Genomic DNA, 15,882 nt, shown 5'->3' with positions numbered 1-15,882 from the left:
ATACGCCATGACAGACGAAGTGAACGACGTTCCGGTCAACGGAAACGGCGCGGCCGACTATACCGGGGAGAATATCCAGGTCCTCAAAGGGCTGGAAGCCGTCCGGAAACGTCCGGCGATGTACATCGGCAGCACCGATGTCCACGGGCTGCACCACCTCGTCTACGAGATCGTCGACAATGCGATCGACGAGGCGATGGCGGGTTTCTGCGACACGATCGTCGTGACGATCCATCCCGATAATTCGGTCACCGTCGACGACAACGGGCGTGGAATCCCGGTCGACACGATGGCGGAAGAGGGCGGCTTGTCCGCGGCCGAAGTCGTCCTGACCGTGCTGCACGCGGGCGGCAAGTTCGACCGCGACACTTACAAGGTGTCGGGCGGCCTGCACGGCGTCGGCGTCTCCGTGGTCAACGCGCTTTCCGAGACGCTCGTCGCCGAGATCCGCCGCGACGGCAAGGTCCACCGGCTCACGTTCGAACGAGGCATCACCGCGACCAAGCTCGAGGTCATCGGGACCACCAAGCGGACCGGCACCCGGGTCACCTTCAAGCCCGACGCCGAGATCTTCACCGAGACCGAGTTCTCGTTTGACACGCTCTCGGGGCGTCTGCGCGAGCTGTCGTTCCTCAACGCCGGCATCAAGATCACGATCACCGACGAGCGCAACGACAAGAGCCTCGATTTCCATTACGAGGGCGGCATCTCCTCGTTCGTCGAGCACCTCAACCGCAGCAAGATCCCGCTGCACCCGAAGCCGGTCTATATCGACGGCGAGCGGGAAGGCGTCCGCACCGAGGTCGCGCTCCAATACAACGACTCCTACCAGGAGACGGTCTACGCCTTCGCCAACAACATCAACACGCACGACGGCGGCACGCACCTGATCGGCTTCCGCTCGGCGTTGACGCGCGCGATCAACCAGTACGCCAACGCGGGAAACCTGCTCAAAGGCGTCAAGGAGAACCTGTCGGGCGACGACCTGCGCGAAGGGCTGACTGCGGTCATCTCCGTCAAGGTGCCCGAGCCCCAGTTCGAGGGGCAGACCAAGAACAAGCTGGGCAACAGCGAGGTCAAGGGGCTGGTCGACTCGCTCGTCTATGAAAAGCTCAACACCTACTTCGAAGAGAATCCGGCGGTCGCCAAGAAGATCATCGAGAAGGCGGTCGAGGCGGCGCGTGCGCGCGATGCCGCCCGCAAGGCGCGCGACCTGGTCCGACGCAAGGGGGCGCTCGACTCGGCGTCGCTGCCGGGCAAGCTCGCCGACTGTCAAGAGAAAGACCCCACGCTCTGCGAGCTCTACCTCGTCGAGGGCGATTCGGCAGGCGGCTCCGCGAAGGGCGCGCGCGACCGGCGTTTCCAGGCGATCCTCCCCTTGCGGGGCAAGATCCTCAACGTCGAGAAGGCGCGCATCGACCGGATGCTGTCGAGCGTAGAGATCCGGTGCCTCATCACCGCGATGGGCACCGGCATCGGCAAGGACGATTTCGACGGCAGCAAGCTGCGCTACGGCAAGATCATCATCATGACCGACGCCGACGTCGACGGCGCCCACATCCGGACGCTCCTGCTCACCTTCTTCTTCCGCAACATGAAGCCGCTGGTCGAGAACGGCAACATCTTCATCGCCCAGCCGCCCCTTTTCGGCATCCGCAAGGGCAAGGAGATGACCTACCTGAAAGACGAGTCGGCGTTCCGCGACCACCTGATCGGGAACGGCGCGGCGAGTCGCAGCGTCCGCTCGGTCTCTCCGACTGCGGCCGGCCGGGAACCGCTCTCGGGAGAGGCGCTGATCGTCTGGCTCAAGAAGATTTCGCGCCTCGAGGGGCTCGCCGCCCGCTTCGAGCGGCGCGGCTTGTCGCCCTTCGTCCTGATGCCGCTGGGCGAGACCGCGGCCGAAGGGCTCGCGGCGCTTTCCGACGAGGCGTCGGCTCGTGCTTACTTCGGAGCGCTGGTCGCCGGGATGAAGGCGGCGCGTCCCGAGATCATCTTCTCGGGCTTCACCGTCGAGAACGACCCCGAAGCCGACGGCGAGTCGGTGCGCGTCGTCCTCCGCTGGAAGCGGGGCGGCTTCCCGATGGAATACAAGATCGACCGGAAGCTTCTGGCCTCCGCCGAACTTCGCGAAGCCAACATGCTGTTCACGTCGTTGCGCGAGACGCTCCCCCCGCCTTACCGGCTCGAGGGCGACGGCACGTTTCCCGAGGCCGACGGCCCGCTGTGCCTGCTCACCCAGCTTCTCGAGGCCGCCCAGAAGGGCCACACAATCCAGCGCTACAAAGGCCTGGGCGAGATGAACCCCGAGCAGCTCTGGGAGACCACGATGGATCCCACCAAGCGCGACCTGCTGCGCGTCGAGATCGGCGAAGGCGAAGACCCCGACATCATCTTCTCCGAGCTGATGGGCGACGTGGTCGAGCCGCGCCGCCGCTTCATCGAGACCAACGCGCTGAACGTGTCGTCGCTGGATATCTGAGGCGGCGACGATCCTGTAACCAGCAAAATCTTGAAGGGGCCTCCACAGGCCCCTTTTTTTATCGGGAGTGATTCGATTTGGACCAGGCCACCCACAACAAGATCGTCTCGTTCATCTGGGGCATCGCCGACGATGTCCTGCGCGATTTGTTCAAGCGGGGCAAGTATCCCGACGTCATCCTGCCGATGTTCGTGCTCCGACGCCTCGACGCCGAACTCGAACCGACCAAACGGGCTGTGCTCGATACCAAGGAAATGCTTGACCGGGCCGGCATCACCGAGCAGCGCGCCGCGCTATGCCAGGCCGCGGGGCAGGCGTTCTACAACACCTCGAAGTTCACGCTCCGCGACCTCAAGTCGCGCAGCAGCCAGCAGCAACTCCGGCAGGATTTCGAGGCCTATCTCGACAGCTTTTCCCAGAACGTCCAGGACATCCTCGAGAACTTCAAGTTCCGCAACCAGATCTCCACGCTCTCGAAGGCCGACGCACTAGGGACCTTGATCGAGAAGTTCCTCGACCCCGACATCAACCTGAGCCCCAATCCCGTCCTCAACGGCGATGGCTCGGTCCGGCAGCCCGCCATGGACAACCACGCCATGGGCACGGTGTTCGAGGAGCTGGTCCGCAAGTTCAACGAAGATAACAATGAAGAGGCCGGGGAACACTGGACGCCGCGCGATGCGGTGAAGCTGATGGCCAACCTCATCTTCCTGCCGGTTGCCGATGCGATCCGGTCGGGCACTTACCTTCTATACGACGGCGCGTGCGGCACCGGCGGGATGCTGACCGTCGCGGAGGAAACGCTGAAAGGGCTGGCGGCCGAGCGCGGCAACGAGGTCATCACGCACCTCTACGGGCAGGAGATCAATCCCGAGACGTACGCAATCTGCAAGGCCGACATGCTGCTCAAAGGCGAAGGCGAGAACGCCGACCACATCGTTGGCGGGGCCGAATGGTCCACCCTCTCCCACGACGCGTTTCCCGCGATGGAGTTCGATTTCCTCCTCTCCAATCCACCGTACGGCAAGAGCTGGAAGAAGGATCTCGAGGCGATGGGCGGGAAGGACGGCATCCTCGACGGCCGCTTCCTGGTAAGCCATGACGAAGATAACGAATATTCGCTCGTCACCCGCTCCAGCGACGGGCAGATGCTCTTCCTCGCCAACATGGTCGCGAAGATGAACCACAAGACGCCGCTGGGCAGCCGGATCGCCGAGGTGCACAACGGCTCGTCGCTCTTCACCGGCGACGCGGGCCAGGGCGAGAGCAACATCCGCCGCTGGATCATTGAGAACGACTGGCTCGAGGCGATCGTCGCCCTGCCGCTCAACCTCTTCTACAACACCGGAATCGCCACATACATCTGGGTGATCGGCAACCGAAAAGCCGACCATCGAAAGGGGCAGGTGCAGCTCATCGACGCCAGCCAGTGGTTCAAGCCGCTGCGCAAGAACCTGGGCAAGAAGAATTGCGAGCTGTCCGAGGAGGACATCCGCCGGATCTGCGATGCCTACCTCGCGTTCGAGGAAACGGAGCAGTCGAAGATCTTCCCCAACGCGGCGTTCGGTTATTGGAAAGTGACCGTCGAGCGGCCGTTGCGGCTGGTCAGCCAGTTGACGTTGCCGGCGATCGAATCGCTCCGGTTCGCGTCGGGCGACGAGGAACTGCGCGCCCAGCTCCATGACGAATTTGGCGACGCGCTGTTCGACGATTTTGCCTCGGTCGAAAAGGCGTTGGAAAAGCGTCTGGCCGAATGGGGTTCGGGCGACGACGAGGAAGAGGAAGGCGAGGACGGCACCGCGAAGAAGGGGTTGTCCGAGAAGAAAAAGAAAAAGTTGCTCGACGGGAAGACGTGGGAGCGTGACGGGCAGCTCGTGGAACTCGCGATGCAATTGCGCGAAGCGCTCGGCGGGGAGCCGTTCGAAGACCACAACGCGTTCCGCAAGGCGGTGGCCGAGGCGCTCGAAAAGCTCGACCTGAAGGTCCCCGCCGCAATGCTCAAGCTCGTCCTGCGCGCAGTCAGTCGCTCCGACGAGGACGCGCCGCCCGTCATCGCGAAGATCCACAAGCCGGGCAGGGTCAAGCCAGACCCGCTTTGCGGGCTGTTCGAGGCGACGATCGACGGGAAGAAGTGCGTCGTCGAATACGAGCCCGACAGCGACCTGCGCGACACCGAGCAGGTGCCGTTGCTCGAAGAAGGCGGCATCGAGGCATTCATTCGCCGCGAAGTGCTGCCCTACACGTCCGACGCATGGATCAAGGAAGAGGCGACGAAGATCGGCTACGAAGTCAGCTTCACCCGTCACTTCTATAAACCGCAGCCGCTGCGCCCGCTCGAGGAAATCCGCGCCGACATCCTGGCGCTGGAGAAGGAGAGCGAAGGGCTGCTAGAGCAGATCATTGGGGGTGGAAAATGATCCGTCGTGCCACAGTGACTGTTTTCACCCCGGAAGTCGCCCCGGAAGGGCGGGCGGTGCTGGAAGCGCTCAACGGGTTCATGACGCGGCAATCGCTCGCGGGACGGGGAAGCAAGGCGTGATCGACGGTCTCAAACCATACCTTGAGTACAAGGACTCGGGGGTAGCGTGGCTCGGGGCGGTGCCGGGGCATTGGTCTCAGCGTCGGATGAAAGTCTTGTTCCGAGAACGGACCCAAAAGGGTTATCCCGACGAGCCGTTGCTTGCGGCGACGCAGACCAAGGGAGTTGTGCGGAAGGAAGATTACGGAAGTCGGACTGTAACAGCTCAGAAAGATCTGCACCTTCTCAAACTGGTCGAACCCGATGATTTCGTCATCAGTTTGCGGTCATTCCAGGGAGGCATCGAAATCGCGCATTGTCGAGGGATCATCAGCCCTGCCTATACGATCCTCACACCGCGCGAAGGTGCCCGGAAAAGTTATTTCACCCACTTCTTCAAATCGCCAGACTTCATCAACGCGCTGACGCTTTTCGTCACCGGTATCCGTGAAGGGCAGAACATCGACTACTGTCGTTTGGCCCGCGCCGAGATGCCCGTTCCTCCGGTCGACGAACAGGATGCCATCGGGCGTTTTCTCGATCACGCGAACCGGCGGTTGGAGAAGGCGATCCGGGCGAAGCGGAAGACGATCGCGCTGCTTTCTGAGCAGAAGCAGGTCATCATCCACCGCGCCGTCACCCGCGGCCTCGACCCGAGCGTCCCGCTCAAGGATTCCGGCATCCCCTGGCTCGGCGAAATCCCGGCGCATTGGGAATTATCGCGAATGAAGAATGAGTTTTCTTGCCTTAACACGCGGCGGATCCCAATAAATTCTGTTGAACGGGGGAGAATGATCTCGCGCCTGTATGACTATTACGGTGCGTCGGGTGTCATTGACAAGGTGGACGATTATCTGTTCGCCGAGGACTTGCTGCTGATCGCCGAGGACGGAGCGAATCTTGTTCTACGCAATCTGCCGCTTGCCATAATCGCTCGCGGTAAGTATTGGGTGAATAACCACGCACACATTTTGAAGCCCAAGCGCGGCAATATCGAATATTTGGCTGGATTCTTAGAAACCCTTAATTATCGACCCTGGATCACAGGGGCTGCACAACCGAAACTTACCCAAGATCGACTCATGAGTATTGCGATATGTGCCGCGCCAGAGGAAGAACAGAAAGCCATAGTAGCGTTTATTGCAGAGGCAACCGCTCCGGTACAAATTGTCCTCGATCGCACAGAGCGCGAAATCTCCCTCCTCCGCGAATACCGCACCCGCCTGATCGCCGACGTGGTGACCGGGAAGCTGGATGTGCGCGAGGCGGCCGCCTCGCTGCCCGACGAGGTCGAGGATTCCGAACCTCTTGAAGCCGAAGCGGTGGAAGGTTTCGAGGCGGATCCGGACGACGAAGCCTCGGAGGCCGGGGCATGAGCACCCGATTGCTGACTGAACGGGATGTGTGGCCAACAATCACGGATGCGGCGAAGAGGTCGAAGACTGCAGCGTCTGTCGCCGTCGCCTACTTCGGACAGGGCGCTGGCGCCATGTTGCCGCTGCCGTCCGGAAGTCGGCTGGTCGTCGACGCCAGCGAATCGGCCGTCAAGAGCGGCCAGACCTGCCCGGCCGAATTGAAGAAGATGATGAGGCAAGGCATCCGGATCTACACCGTTCAGAATCTTCACGCCAAGGTGTTCGTGATCGGCAGGACGGCGATCATCGGTTCCGCGAATGTCTCCAGAAATTCGGCGCGCAATCTCGTCGAAGCCGTAATCAAAACGACGGAAGCAACCGCGGTTGCTTCAGCCCGGGAATTCGTACGTGGGCTGTGCCTTCAGCCGATTGGTCTCGAAATGCTCAAGCGGTTGGCAGACATCTACAAGCCCCCGCGAGTTCCGGACGGTGGCACCCGGAAGAAGGGTGTTACCCGGAACAGCGGTCGACTCGCACTCGATCCGGTTCGAATAGAACACCTTTACGATAGGGACCTTCCGGAAGGCAGCCGGGAGGCACAGGAAGCCGGCGAAAAAGTGGCGATTGAACAAATGGAGAAACCAGGAATAAACAAGTTGGAGCGATTTACCTTTATTGGTAAATGTCCCATCGGAATCGGCAATCGGATTATCCAGATATCCGACGAAGGATGGGGAAAGAAGCTGGTGTCCCCTCCTGGGGTCGTTGTGCATTTGAAGCCGTGGAAAGAGGGACGAGAAAATACGACTATTGTCTATCTGGAGCGGGCTGACCAGAGGCGAATCTCCCTGACAAACCTGATCAAGCGCTTGGGTCCGGGATCGAAAGTCAGGCTCGACCGAGAGGGGCGAGTCAGCCGGGAGTTTGCCGGACAGCTCCTCGAAGTCTGGAACCGGTGAGAGAGGCGAGCGCATAACGATGGATATCAGGGTGTTGATCGCTCTTGTCGACCGTCTTCGTGCGGAACCGACCGAAACGGAGTGGCTGGAATTCAAGGCCAACAACCACGAACCACAACGGATCGGTGAAAATCTGTCCGCCCTCGCGAACTCCGCGTGCCTGCACAACAAGACCCGAGGGTATCTCGTGTTCGGCATCGATGACTCGACGCATCGCGTTGTCGGGCCCCGGTTCGATCCCTACGCTGAAAAAGGGAAAGGCAACCAGAGGACCTTCTCCACTGGCTTGCTGCGGGGCTGAATCCGAATCCGGGATTCGAGGTCCATATCGGTGACCATCCGGATGGGCGAGTGGTCCTGTTCGAAATTTCGCCGGCAAGAAACCAGCCGGTCTCCTTTCTGGGCAAGCATTCTGTCCGGGTCGGCTCAAGCACGACAGAATTGAACAGGCATCCCGGGAAAGCCAGGGCCATCTGGGCCAAGGGACGCGACTGGTCGGCCGAGCGATGCGAATCGGCGACGCTGGACGACCTCGATCCGGAAGCCATTGCCAAAGCGCGTGAGCAATTCGTCATCAAGCATCCGGGCCAGGCGGGCGAAGTCGCAGGATGGGACGACCGGACTTTTCTCAACAAGGCGAAGGTGTTGAAACAGGGTGCGGTGACGCACGCCGCTCGCTGATTCGCGAGCATGGGCCTGTGGATCGGGAAACGATTGACAACCTCCTGTTTGGCAAATTGCCCGAAGTCCTTTCCGACAAGCAAAAAAAGATCAAGGTTCATAACATGCTGTCGGAACTTGCCAGGAAAGGGAAAATTCGGAATGCGGGCAGTAAATTCCGATCCCAATGGCGGTTAGTCGATTCGTCTGGAGAGGGATGAAAAGGCGCTTTGATAGATTGGCGCGCCGGCGAGCAATTTAATCAAGGTACTTCCATAAGGCACAAACAGCATGTTTATGTTTTTCAGCGTGTTAGGCTTTGATAACTTGACCGGGTCAGAATCCCGATAGCAGGCGAGTCTATCAAAGCGGCCAGGTTGTGCCGTTTGCCCGGAAATTTCGTTGACGGGTCGTTGATTTTGGGAGGGGCTTGGCATTGCCGACCGACACGAGCGAAAAGGGTCTTGAGAGCCTGATCGTGACCGCGATGACCGGGCGGCCTTGGCCTACGTCGGAACCGGCCGGCGCGGGGACGGGCTGGCTGTCCGGCGACCCGAAGGACTACGACCGGAGCTATTGCGTCGACATCGTCCATCTTCGGACCTTCCTTGAGGCGACGCAGTCCAAGGTTGCCGCCGCGCTGGAACTGACGACCGACACGCCCGCCCGCCGCGCCTTTCTCGCCCGTCTGGAAAAGGAGATCGCCAAGCGGGGAGTGGTCGACGTGTTGCGACACGGCGTGAAGCACGGTCCGCACGATATCGCCCTCTTTTACGGCACCCCTTCCCCCGGCAACGAGAAAGCCGCCGAACTGCATGCCCTGAACCGGTTCAGCATCACCCGGCAGGTCAGGTACAGTCTCGACGAGACGAAGCGTGCGCTCGACCTGGTCCTTTTCATCAATGGCCTCCCCATCGCCACGTTCGAGTTAAAGAACAGTCTCACCAAGCAAACGGTCGAGGATGCCGTCGAGCAGTATCGTCGCGATCGCGACCGTCGCGAGCGGCTGTTTGCGTTCGGCCGGTGCGTGGTGCATCTCGCGGTCGACGATTCCGAAGTGCGGATGTGCACCGAGCTCAAGGACAAGGCGTCCTGGTTCCTGCCACTTAATCGGGGTTACAACGACGGCGCGGGAAATCCGCCCAATCCGGAAGGGCTCAAGACCGATTATCTCTGGAAGCGGCTGCTGACGCCGCAGGGACTCACCGACATCCTCGAGAATTACGCCCAGCTCGTCGAAGAGAAGAATGAGAAGACGAAGAAGGTCGTGCGGAAGCAGCTCTTCCCGCGGTACCACCAGCTCGACCTCGTGCGGAAACTGTTGGCCGATGTGAGGGCGAGCGGCGCCGGCAAGCGATACCTGATCCAGCATTCCGCCGGCAGCGGGAAGTCGAACTCGATCGCCTGGCTCGCGCACCAGCTCATCGGGCTGAAGAAAGACGACAAGGACATCTTCGACACGGTCATCGTCGTTACCGATCGGAAAATACTCGACAAGCAGATTCGCGACACGATCAAACAGTTCACGCACGTGAAAGCAACCGTCGGGCACGCCTTGAATTCCGGCGACCTTCGCAGGTTCATCGAGGGCGGCAAGAAGATCATCATCAGCACGGTGCAGAAGTTCCCCTTCATCCTCGACGAGATCGGAGATTCGCACCGCGATCGCACTTTCGCGATCCTCATCGACGAGGCACATTCGAGCCAGGGCGGCAAGACCGCCGCTGCGATGAGCCAGGCGCTGGCCGACCCCGATCCGGAAGACACGGTCAACGATGCGCTCGAAAAGCGGATGCTGGCGAAGAAGATGCTGACCAATGCGAGTTACTTCGCGTTCACGGCCACGCCGAAGAACAAGACGCTCGAGATGTTCGGGGAAGCGGTTCCCGGCCCGGAGGGGAAGACCGCGCATCGCCCTTTCCACAGCTACACGATGAAGCAGGCCATCCAGGAAGGGTTCATCCTCGACGTGCTCAAGAGCTACACGCCGGTCAACAGTTACTACAAGCTGGTGAAGAAGATCGAGGACGACCCGGAGTTCGATGCGCGGCGTGCGCAGAAGAAGTTGCGGCGGTATGTCGAGAGTCACGACTACGCCATCGGCCTCAAGGCCGAAATCATGGTCGATCATTTCCACGACCAGGTGCTGGCGCTGAACAAGATCGGCGGGCAGGCGCGGGCGATGGTCGTGACCAGCGGCGTCGAGCGGGCTATCCAGTATTACCACGCCATCAGGAAATGCCTCGAGGAGCGGAAGAGCCCGTACAAGCCGATTGTCGCATTTTCCGGCGAGCACGAATACGGCGGGGCGAAGGTGACGGAAGGATCGCTCAACGGCTTCCCGAGCGGGGAGATCGCCGACCGGATCCGGGAAGACCCCTATAGATTCCTTATCTGCGCCGACAAGTTCCAGACCGGCTACGACGAACCGCTGCTCCACACGATGTACGTCGACAAGACGCTGTCCGGCATCAAGGCCGTGCAGACTCTATCGCGGCTGAACCGCGCCCATCCGAAGAAGCACGATGTCTTTGTGCTCGACTTCATGAATGACGCCGATGCGATCGCGCTGGCGTTCTCGGATTATTACCGGACGACCATCCTGAGCGAGGAGACCGACCCGAACAAGCTGCACGACCTGAAAGCCGAGCTGGACGCCCGACAGATTTATTCGCAGGAGCAGGTGGATACACTCGTCGCGTGGTATCTGGAAGGCGAGAGCCGGGAAACGCTCGATCCGCTGCTGGATGTCTGCGTGGCTGCGTATCAGCAGCTCGACGAGGACGGGCAAGTGGATTTCAAAGGGAAGGCGAAGGCGTTTACCCGCACCTACGATTTCCTCGCGTCGATCCTTCCGTACAACAATGCCGAGTGGGAGAAGCTCTCCATCTTCCTGAACTTCCTGGTGGCGAAACTGCCCTCGCCGAATGATGTGGATCTAGCCCGGGGCATCCTCGAATCGATCGACATGGACAGCTACCGCGCCGAGAAACAGGCCGCAATGAAGATCGCACTGCCGGATGCGGACGCTGCGATCGGCCCGGTTCCGGCCAGCGGCGGCGGGCACAAGCCCGAACCCGAGATGGACCGTCTGAGCAACATCCTCAAGTCGTTCAACGAGACGTTCGGAACGCTCTTTTCCGATGCCGACCGCGTCGCGAAACGGATCCAGGAAGACATCGCCACGAAGGTCGCCGCCGATCCTGCTTATCAGAACGCGAAAAAGAACACGCCCAATACCGCCCGCATCGAGCACGACAAGGCGCTCGCCCGCGTGATGCTCACGCTGCTCAAAGACGACACCGAGGTCTACAGGCAGTTTGTCGAGAACCCGTCGTTTAACCGCTACGTGACCGACATGGTGTTCAACCTGACCAGCATGTAGCATAGTGGTAATGAGCCAGAATTTAAACGTGACCCTTTCGGTCTTGTGCTTGACCCACCTATGTTTCGTAAGTTGCTGATATTCCATATGCTGAGGATTAGATTTGTACGCCGTGAGTATGTCATTATTTGAAGCCGATTGACACCAATTATCCCACGAAGTGGATCAATCCGGTACGTTGTTTAATAAATACGGAGGGGTAAAATGATAACGGGATTTTCTGTAAGCAATTTCAAGGCAATTAAAAAAACCGCGGAAATAAACATTAAGCCAATCACAATAATTTGTGGAAAGAATTCAAGTGGGAAATCTTCATTAATCCAAAGCCTATTGTTGCTCAAGCAAACTTTGGACGCTCCTAGGATAAATGCAGTGGAGATGTCTTTGGAGGGTGAATATTTGCATTATGCTCATTTGTCGGATATTGCTCATGGTCTACCACAACCAAATTCTGCAAAAATTGAATATAGATTTTTTGTACAACCCGATAAAATGCCCTCTGGGTATTTCGGAATAGTTTTCCGTCAATCTGGTCGAGTAAAAAAATCAAAGAAAGGGCCGTACGTTTCCGAAATGTATTGGGGTAATAAGGATATAGGCCATAAGCAGATAAAACTCGAAAACGATAAATTGAAGATTGGAAGTAAAGTTTTTCTTGATTTAATTAATGAGGATAAAAGTTCTACATATAAATTGCCAGCCGAGTTGACATTGTTCCGTTTTTTGCCAGAAGCAATATTGGTGGAAACGGATAAGGGGAAGAATCGGTTTGTTGGTGTGGAAACTTCTAAGGCTATCATGGTTTATGCAAAGGAGTTGTTTCATTTTATTAACCAGATACGGTATTTAAGCCCTTTGCGAGCGGTTCCCCAAAGGGCTTACCTGCAATTTTCAAGTCAAGATGAAGATATTGCCATCGATGGTTCTAATTCGGCTATGTACTTGTGGCATAACAAGGATAAAAAAGTTGCGTTTGCTGGAGAGAGTAAGCCATTGCTTGTTGCAGTTAATGAATGTCTTAAGGCGATAGGATTAGACCAAGAAATTTCAGTGAAGCGTACTAATCGAATATTGTATCAATTGACGGCACGACTGCCTGGCAGTTCCAAAAAAATGGTTCCGATATCAGATGTCGGATTTGGGTACTCGCAGATACTCCCAATGATTATTCGAGGACTTTCGGTGCGTGGAGATATTCTTACAATATATGAACAACCGGAAATACATCTGCATCCTTCTAGCGCAGGCAAAATAGCGGATGTGTTGTTTATATTTGCGAAAGATGGTAGGCGAAGTATTGTTGAGACACATAGCGCTGATCTTATAAATAAATTAAGGTTGAGAATAGTAGAGAATAATGAGTTGTCTAAACTGGTAAACGTTGTATTTATTGAGCCAGATTCAACTGGGGATGTAAATATACGACAATTTGAATTTAACGAAGACGGGATGCCTCCCGACTGGCCAGATGGTTTTTTGGATGAATCACAAAAAATAGCTGAACAAATAATCTTGGCAAGGTTAAATAAATGAGTTGTGTGGCGTTGATGTGTCCAAATAATTTGGAAAACAATATATGTGGCACGCCGGCTGAATTTGCAGAAAAGTATATTGCGAGGGTCCTTACGTTTAGCAAGGTTTGTAAGGAGAACGATATTGAAATAAAAGTATTATCAATGACTGTTGACCGATTTCTTAATGGATTTCCATGGAATCACATGAGTGACATGCAATGGAAGGGCTATATATTGGAATGGCAATCCGCAATACTCCCAATACTAACTAAGGCCTTGATACAGATTTCTTCTGAAGGAGAAAATTTATGTAAAGGGTTGTTGTCATATCCAGGGGCGGAATGCAAGAGGTGGGGTTTTATGCTAAGCAATGCGGCTCAGGTGTTTAATGGCGTTGAAGGGATAGGGATTACCTCCAAAGATAAGGCGTGTATATGTTGTAATAATGAATTTAGAGTTATATGGAGTTTAAAAGATATTGAAATAATACGGTATCCATGGAAGGCTAAGTACGATAATAATTTGCCCAGTGGGGGAGATAATCCATTTATCCCTCCGAGGGGGTGGGAAAAGATGGGTGTTGTATCGCGTGGACCGAATGGTGGTTTTATAGATAAATTGGGTAGGGAGTGGGTTAGAGATACCGAAAGGAGAGACCACTGGGATCTTCAACTAGATAATGGCACACATAAGAATATTTCAGATGGCGGAATCGAAATAGGATAATAAGTATTTTTATACTAAACTGTGTAGGGATGGCTATTCCCCTGCACCAAGCGGGGTCCAGTGATTTTTGATCGCTACATCGGGATCGACTACTCCGGGGCGGAAACGCCCACATCGAGCCTGAAAGGGTTGCGGGTCTACATGGCTTGTGCGGAGAATACGCCGGTCGAGGTCCCCCCTCCGCCCAGTCCCCGGAAATATTGGACGCGGCGCGGCATCGCAGAATGGTTGGCGGAGCGCATATCGGAAGACTGCGCCACGATCGTCGGCATCGATCACGCCTTCTCTTTCCCCCTGCGATATTTCGAGGTCCACTGGCTGCCGCCGGAGTGGCCGGCAATTTTGGACGACTTCCAGAAGCACTGGCCGACCGATGATGACAACGTATATGTCAATTTCGTGCGCGACGGTTTGCTCGGTGACGCCGCGGCCCGATCCGGTAATTCCCGATGGCGAAGGATGACGGAGGAACGGGCGGGAAGAGCGAAGTCCGTCTTCCACTTCGACGTCCAGGGCACGGTCGCGAAATCCACGCACTCCGGGATTACGTGGTTGCGGTATATCCGGCAACGCATGGGGGACCGTGTCCACTTCTGGCCCTTCGATGGGTGGGATATTCCATCGGGCAAGTCGGCGCTCCTCGAAGTCTACCCATCGCTTTGGAGTCGTACGTTCCCGCGGGAAGACCGCACGCAGGATCAGCAGGATGCGTATGCGGTTGCGGCCTGGCTGCGGCGAACGGATCGCGAAGGGCGCCTCGGGGAATATTTGAACCCGGGATTGTACCCGGCCGAGAAATTGGTCGCCGGAGTCGAGGGGTGGATTTTGGGGGTCCGTTGAATCGTGATTCCGGACAGGTAAGGGATTCGATTACGGAATGGGATTATCTGCGCCTCATTCGTTCCCGTATTTCTCCAACGTACGCCGCAGCGATGTCCTAAGCTCTTCGCGCAAATCCACCGGTTCGATCAACTCCGCGTCAGGACCGTAGCTCAGCAGCCAGCGCAGCACATCCTCGTGTCCCATCGTCGTCATCGTCAGGATGATCGAACCGTCATCCTGCTTCTCGATCTTCTGCCCCTTCGCCCAGCGTCGTTCCTTGACGTACTTGGCCGAGTTCTCCGAAAAGCGGATGCGGAACGTCGTCGGCGCCTGGTAGTCGAAGATCGTGAAGGTGCTTTCAAGCCGCTTGACCGGGTCAAACCCTTCCGGATATTCGTATCGCTCTTCCGTCATCTCGACGGACTGGAACCGCTCGACCGCGAAGATGCGGATGTCGGTATGCCCCTTCACGCGAGCGAACAGGTAGAGGCCGTTGTGGTCGAAGAAGTGGAGCGGGTCGATCGTCAGCGCCTTCGTCTCTTTCTTGGAGAAGGACTCGTATTTCGTGACGCAGGTGCGCTCGAGCAGGATCGCGTTCGCCAGCTTGTCGATGGCGCCCGCGGTCTTTGACGATGTGTAGTCCTTGACCCCCTTGAACGCCGGGATGAAAAGCTGGTCGAGCCGCTTCAGCATCCGGTAGTGCTTCGGGTCAACGGAACCTTCTATCTTTGCGAACACGTTCTCGACGTCCTCTTCCAGCTCGGTGCCCTTGAACATCCGTGCATACCGGCGGACAAACTGCACCGCGATCAGTTCGTCCCGGGCAATCCGGAAGGCGTGGTCGCTGTTGTTCCCCTTGCAAAATGGGTCGAGCAGCCGGTATCGGACGTGACGGGTCGGCAGCTCCTCCTTCTCCAGGGCGTCGCCGGAATTTTCGACGGCGGCCAGCAACCGATAGACCGTGGCGCGGGAAACCTGGGCTTCCTCCATCAAGTCGGCGATCGTAGCGCCCGTCACCCGCGAGAGCAGCCGGTGCATCTTCAGGAACCTGACCAGGACGTCCAGCCGCATCGCCAATCCTCCGATAAATGAGTCTCGCCCCCGAGTCTACTATGCCGCCCATAGGGTGTCGCCATATATGAGACACACGCCCGGTATGAGGAACTGTCGCGGAAGATGCAGGCGTGTTCCCACACCGGCGCGCTCAACGACGTCTTCGAGCAGAAGAAGGCGTTGTTCGACGTCTACAAGGACGGTATTCAACTGGAAGGCGGCGAGGTTGGCCGCTCGTTTTTCGAGAAGTACGAGCCGATCGACATTGGCGAGGACTGGCGCTACGACGGCAAGCAATCCTTCGGGAAGGCCGCCGGCAGGGCGTTCGACGCGGGGGACTATCCAGTGGCAACGGCCAAACCTGAGGTGATGGTGCTCTCCCTGCGGTCTTCGCGCAAATGACCGCACATA

Annotated in this window: 13 protein-coding genes; 12 read left to right on the top strand and 1 reads right to left on the bottom strand. The window is 57.5% G+C overall.

Annotation, left to right across the window (positions count from 1 at the left end):
- Window positions 1-7 precede the first annotated feature (7 nt).
- The 11 genes from gyrB (at window position 8) to VGK27_03530 (ending at window position 14,436) form a co-directional block, all read left to right on the top strand.
- Window positions 8-2,479 carry a DNA topoisomerase (ATP-hydrolyzing) subunit B gene (gyrB, locus tag VGK27_03580; protein HEY3489189.1) on the top strand — a complete coding sequence of 824 codons (2,472 nt, stop codon included), beginning with the start codon at window positions 8-10 and terminating at the stop codon, window positions 2,477-2,479.
- 77 nt (window positions 2,480-2,556) lie between these two features.
- A complete protein-coding gene (locus tag VGK27_03575) occupies window positions 2,557-4,896 on the top strand; it encodes a class I SAM-dependent DNA methyltransferase (GenBank protein ID HEY3489188.1) in 2,340 nt (779 codons plus the stop codon).
- Window positions 4,893-5,018 carry a hypothetical protein gene (locus VGK27_03570; protein ID HEY3489187.1) on the top strand — a complete coding sequence of 42 codons (126 nt, stop codon included), beginning with the start codon at window positions 4,893-4,895 and terminating at the stop codon, window positions 5,016-5,018. The genes VGK27_03575 and VGK27_03570 overlap by 4 nt, the downstream gene beginning before the upstream one ends.
- Window positions 5,015-6,373 (top strand): restriction endonuclease subunit S, encoded by a 1,359-nt coding sequence (locus VGK27_03565; GenBank protein ID HEY3489186.1) that lies wholly within the window; start codon window positions 5,015-5,017, stop codon window positions 6,371-6,373. Before VGK27_03570 ends, VGK27_03565 begins: the two co-directional genes overlap by 4 nt.
- Window positions 6,370-7,311, top strand: coding sequence for a phospholipase D family protein (locus VGK27_03560; protein HEY3489185.1), 942 nt, complete (start codon window positions 6,370-6,372; stop codon window positions 7,309-7,311). Before VGK27_03565 ends, VGK27_03560 begins: the two co-directional genes overlap by 4 nt.
- Before the next feature lie 19 nt (window positions 7,312-7,330).
- A complete protein-coding gene (locus VGK27_03555; protein ID HEY3489184.1) occupies window positions 7,331-7,612 on the top strand; it encodes an ATP-binding protein in 282 nt (93 codons plus the stop codon).
- Between the two features lie 50 nt (window positions 7,613-7,662).
- The gene (locus VGK27_03550; protein HEY3489183.1) at window positions 7,663-7,992 is read left to right on the top strand and encodes a hypothetical protein; all 330 of its coding nucleotides are present in this window, start codon (window positions 7,663-7,665) and stop codon (window positions 7,990-7,992) included.
- A gap of 409 nt (window positions 7,993-8,401) precedes the next feature.
- Window positions 8,402-11,356 (top strand): type I restriction endonuclease subunit R, encoded by a 2,955-nt coding sequence (locus VGK27_03545; GenBank protein ID HEY3489182.1) that lies wholly within the window; start codon window positions 8,402-8,404, stop codon window positions 11,354-11,356.
- A 204-nt stretch (window positions 11,357-11,560) separates the two neighbouring features.
- On the top strand, window positions 11,561-12,889 hold the full coding sequence (locus VGK27_03540) for an AAA family ATPase (protein ID HEY3489181.1): 1,329 nt from the start codon (window positions 11,561-11,563) through the stop codon (window positions 12,887-12,889).
- Entirely contained in the window at window positions 12,886-13,596 is a 711-nt protein-coding gene (locus VGK27_03535; GenBank protein HEY3489180.1) for a polymorphic toxin type 17 domain-containing protein, read from the top strand. The genes VGK27_03540 and VGK27_03535 overlap by 4 nt, the downstream gene beginning before the upstream one ends.
- 60 nt (window positions 13,597-13,656) lie before the next feature.
- Window positions 13,657-14,436 (top strand): hypothetical protein, encoded by a 780-nt coding sequence (locus VGK27_03530; GenBank protein ID HEY3489179.1) that lies wholly within the window; start codon window positions 13,657-13,659, stop codon window positions 14,434-14,436.
- 54 nt (window positions 14,437-14,490) lie between these two features.
- On the opposite strand, the gene VGK27_03525 is transcribed toward VGK27_03530, so the two are convergent.
- On the bottom strand, window positions 14,491-15,489 hold the full coding sequence (locus VGK27_03525) for a WYL domain-containing transcriptional regulator (GenBank protein ID HEY3489178.1): 999 nt from the start codon (window positions 15,487-15,489) through the stop codon (window positions 14,491-14,493).
- Window positions 15,490-15,594: 105 nt separating this feature from the next.
- On the opposite strand from VGK27_03525, the gene VGK27_03520 reads away from it, so the two are divergent.
- Entirely contained in the window at window positions 15,595-15,873 is a 279-nt protein-coding gene (locus tag VGK27_03520; protein ID HEY3489177.1) for a hypothetical protein, read from the top strand.
- Window positions 15,874-15,882 lie beyond the last annotated feature (9 nt).

The sequence above is a fragment of the Candidatus Deferrimicrobiaceae bacterium genome, assembly GCA_036504035.1.
In the GTDB taxonomy this organism is placed as follows: Bacteria; Desulfobacterota; Deferrimicrobia; order Deferrimicrobiales; family Deferrimicrobiaceae; genus JANXPS01.
This window is presented reverse-complemented; position numbering and strand designations above follow the sequence as displayed.

Coding starts and splice junctions, on each gene's coding strand:
- VGK27_03520 (HEY3489177.1), top strand. CDS start 15,595: ATGCAGGCGTGTTCCCACACCGGCGCGCTCAACGACGTCTTCGAGCAG.
- VGK27_03560 (HEY3489185.1), top strand. CDS start 6,370: ATGAGCACCCGATTGCTGACTGAACGGGATGTGTGGCCAACAATCACG.
- gyrB (HEY3489189.1), top strand. CDS start 8: ATGACAGACGAAGTGAACGACGTTCCGGTCAACGGAAACGGCGCGGCC.
- VGK27_03555 (HEY3489184.1), top strand. CDS start 7,331: ATGGATATCAGGGTGTTGATCGCTCTTGTCGACCGTCTTCGTGCGGAA.
- VGK27_03525 (HEY3489178.1), bottom strand. CDS start 15,489: ATGCGGCTGGACGTCCTGGTCAGGTTCCTGAAGATGCACCGGCTGCTC.
- VGK27_03540 (HEY3489181.1), top strand. CDS start 11,561: ATGATAACGGGATTTTCTGTAAGCAATTTCAAGGCAATTAAAAAAACC.
- VGK27_03535 (HEY3489180.1), top strand. CDS start 12,886: ATGAGTTGTGTGGCGTTGATGTGTCCAAATAATTTGGAAAACAATATA.
- VGK27_03570 (HEY3489187.1), top strand. CDS start 4,893: ATGATCCGTCGTGCCACAGTGACTGTTTTCACCCCGGAAGTCGCCCCG.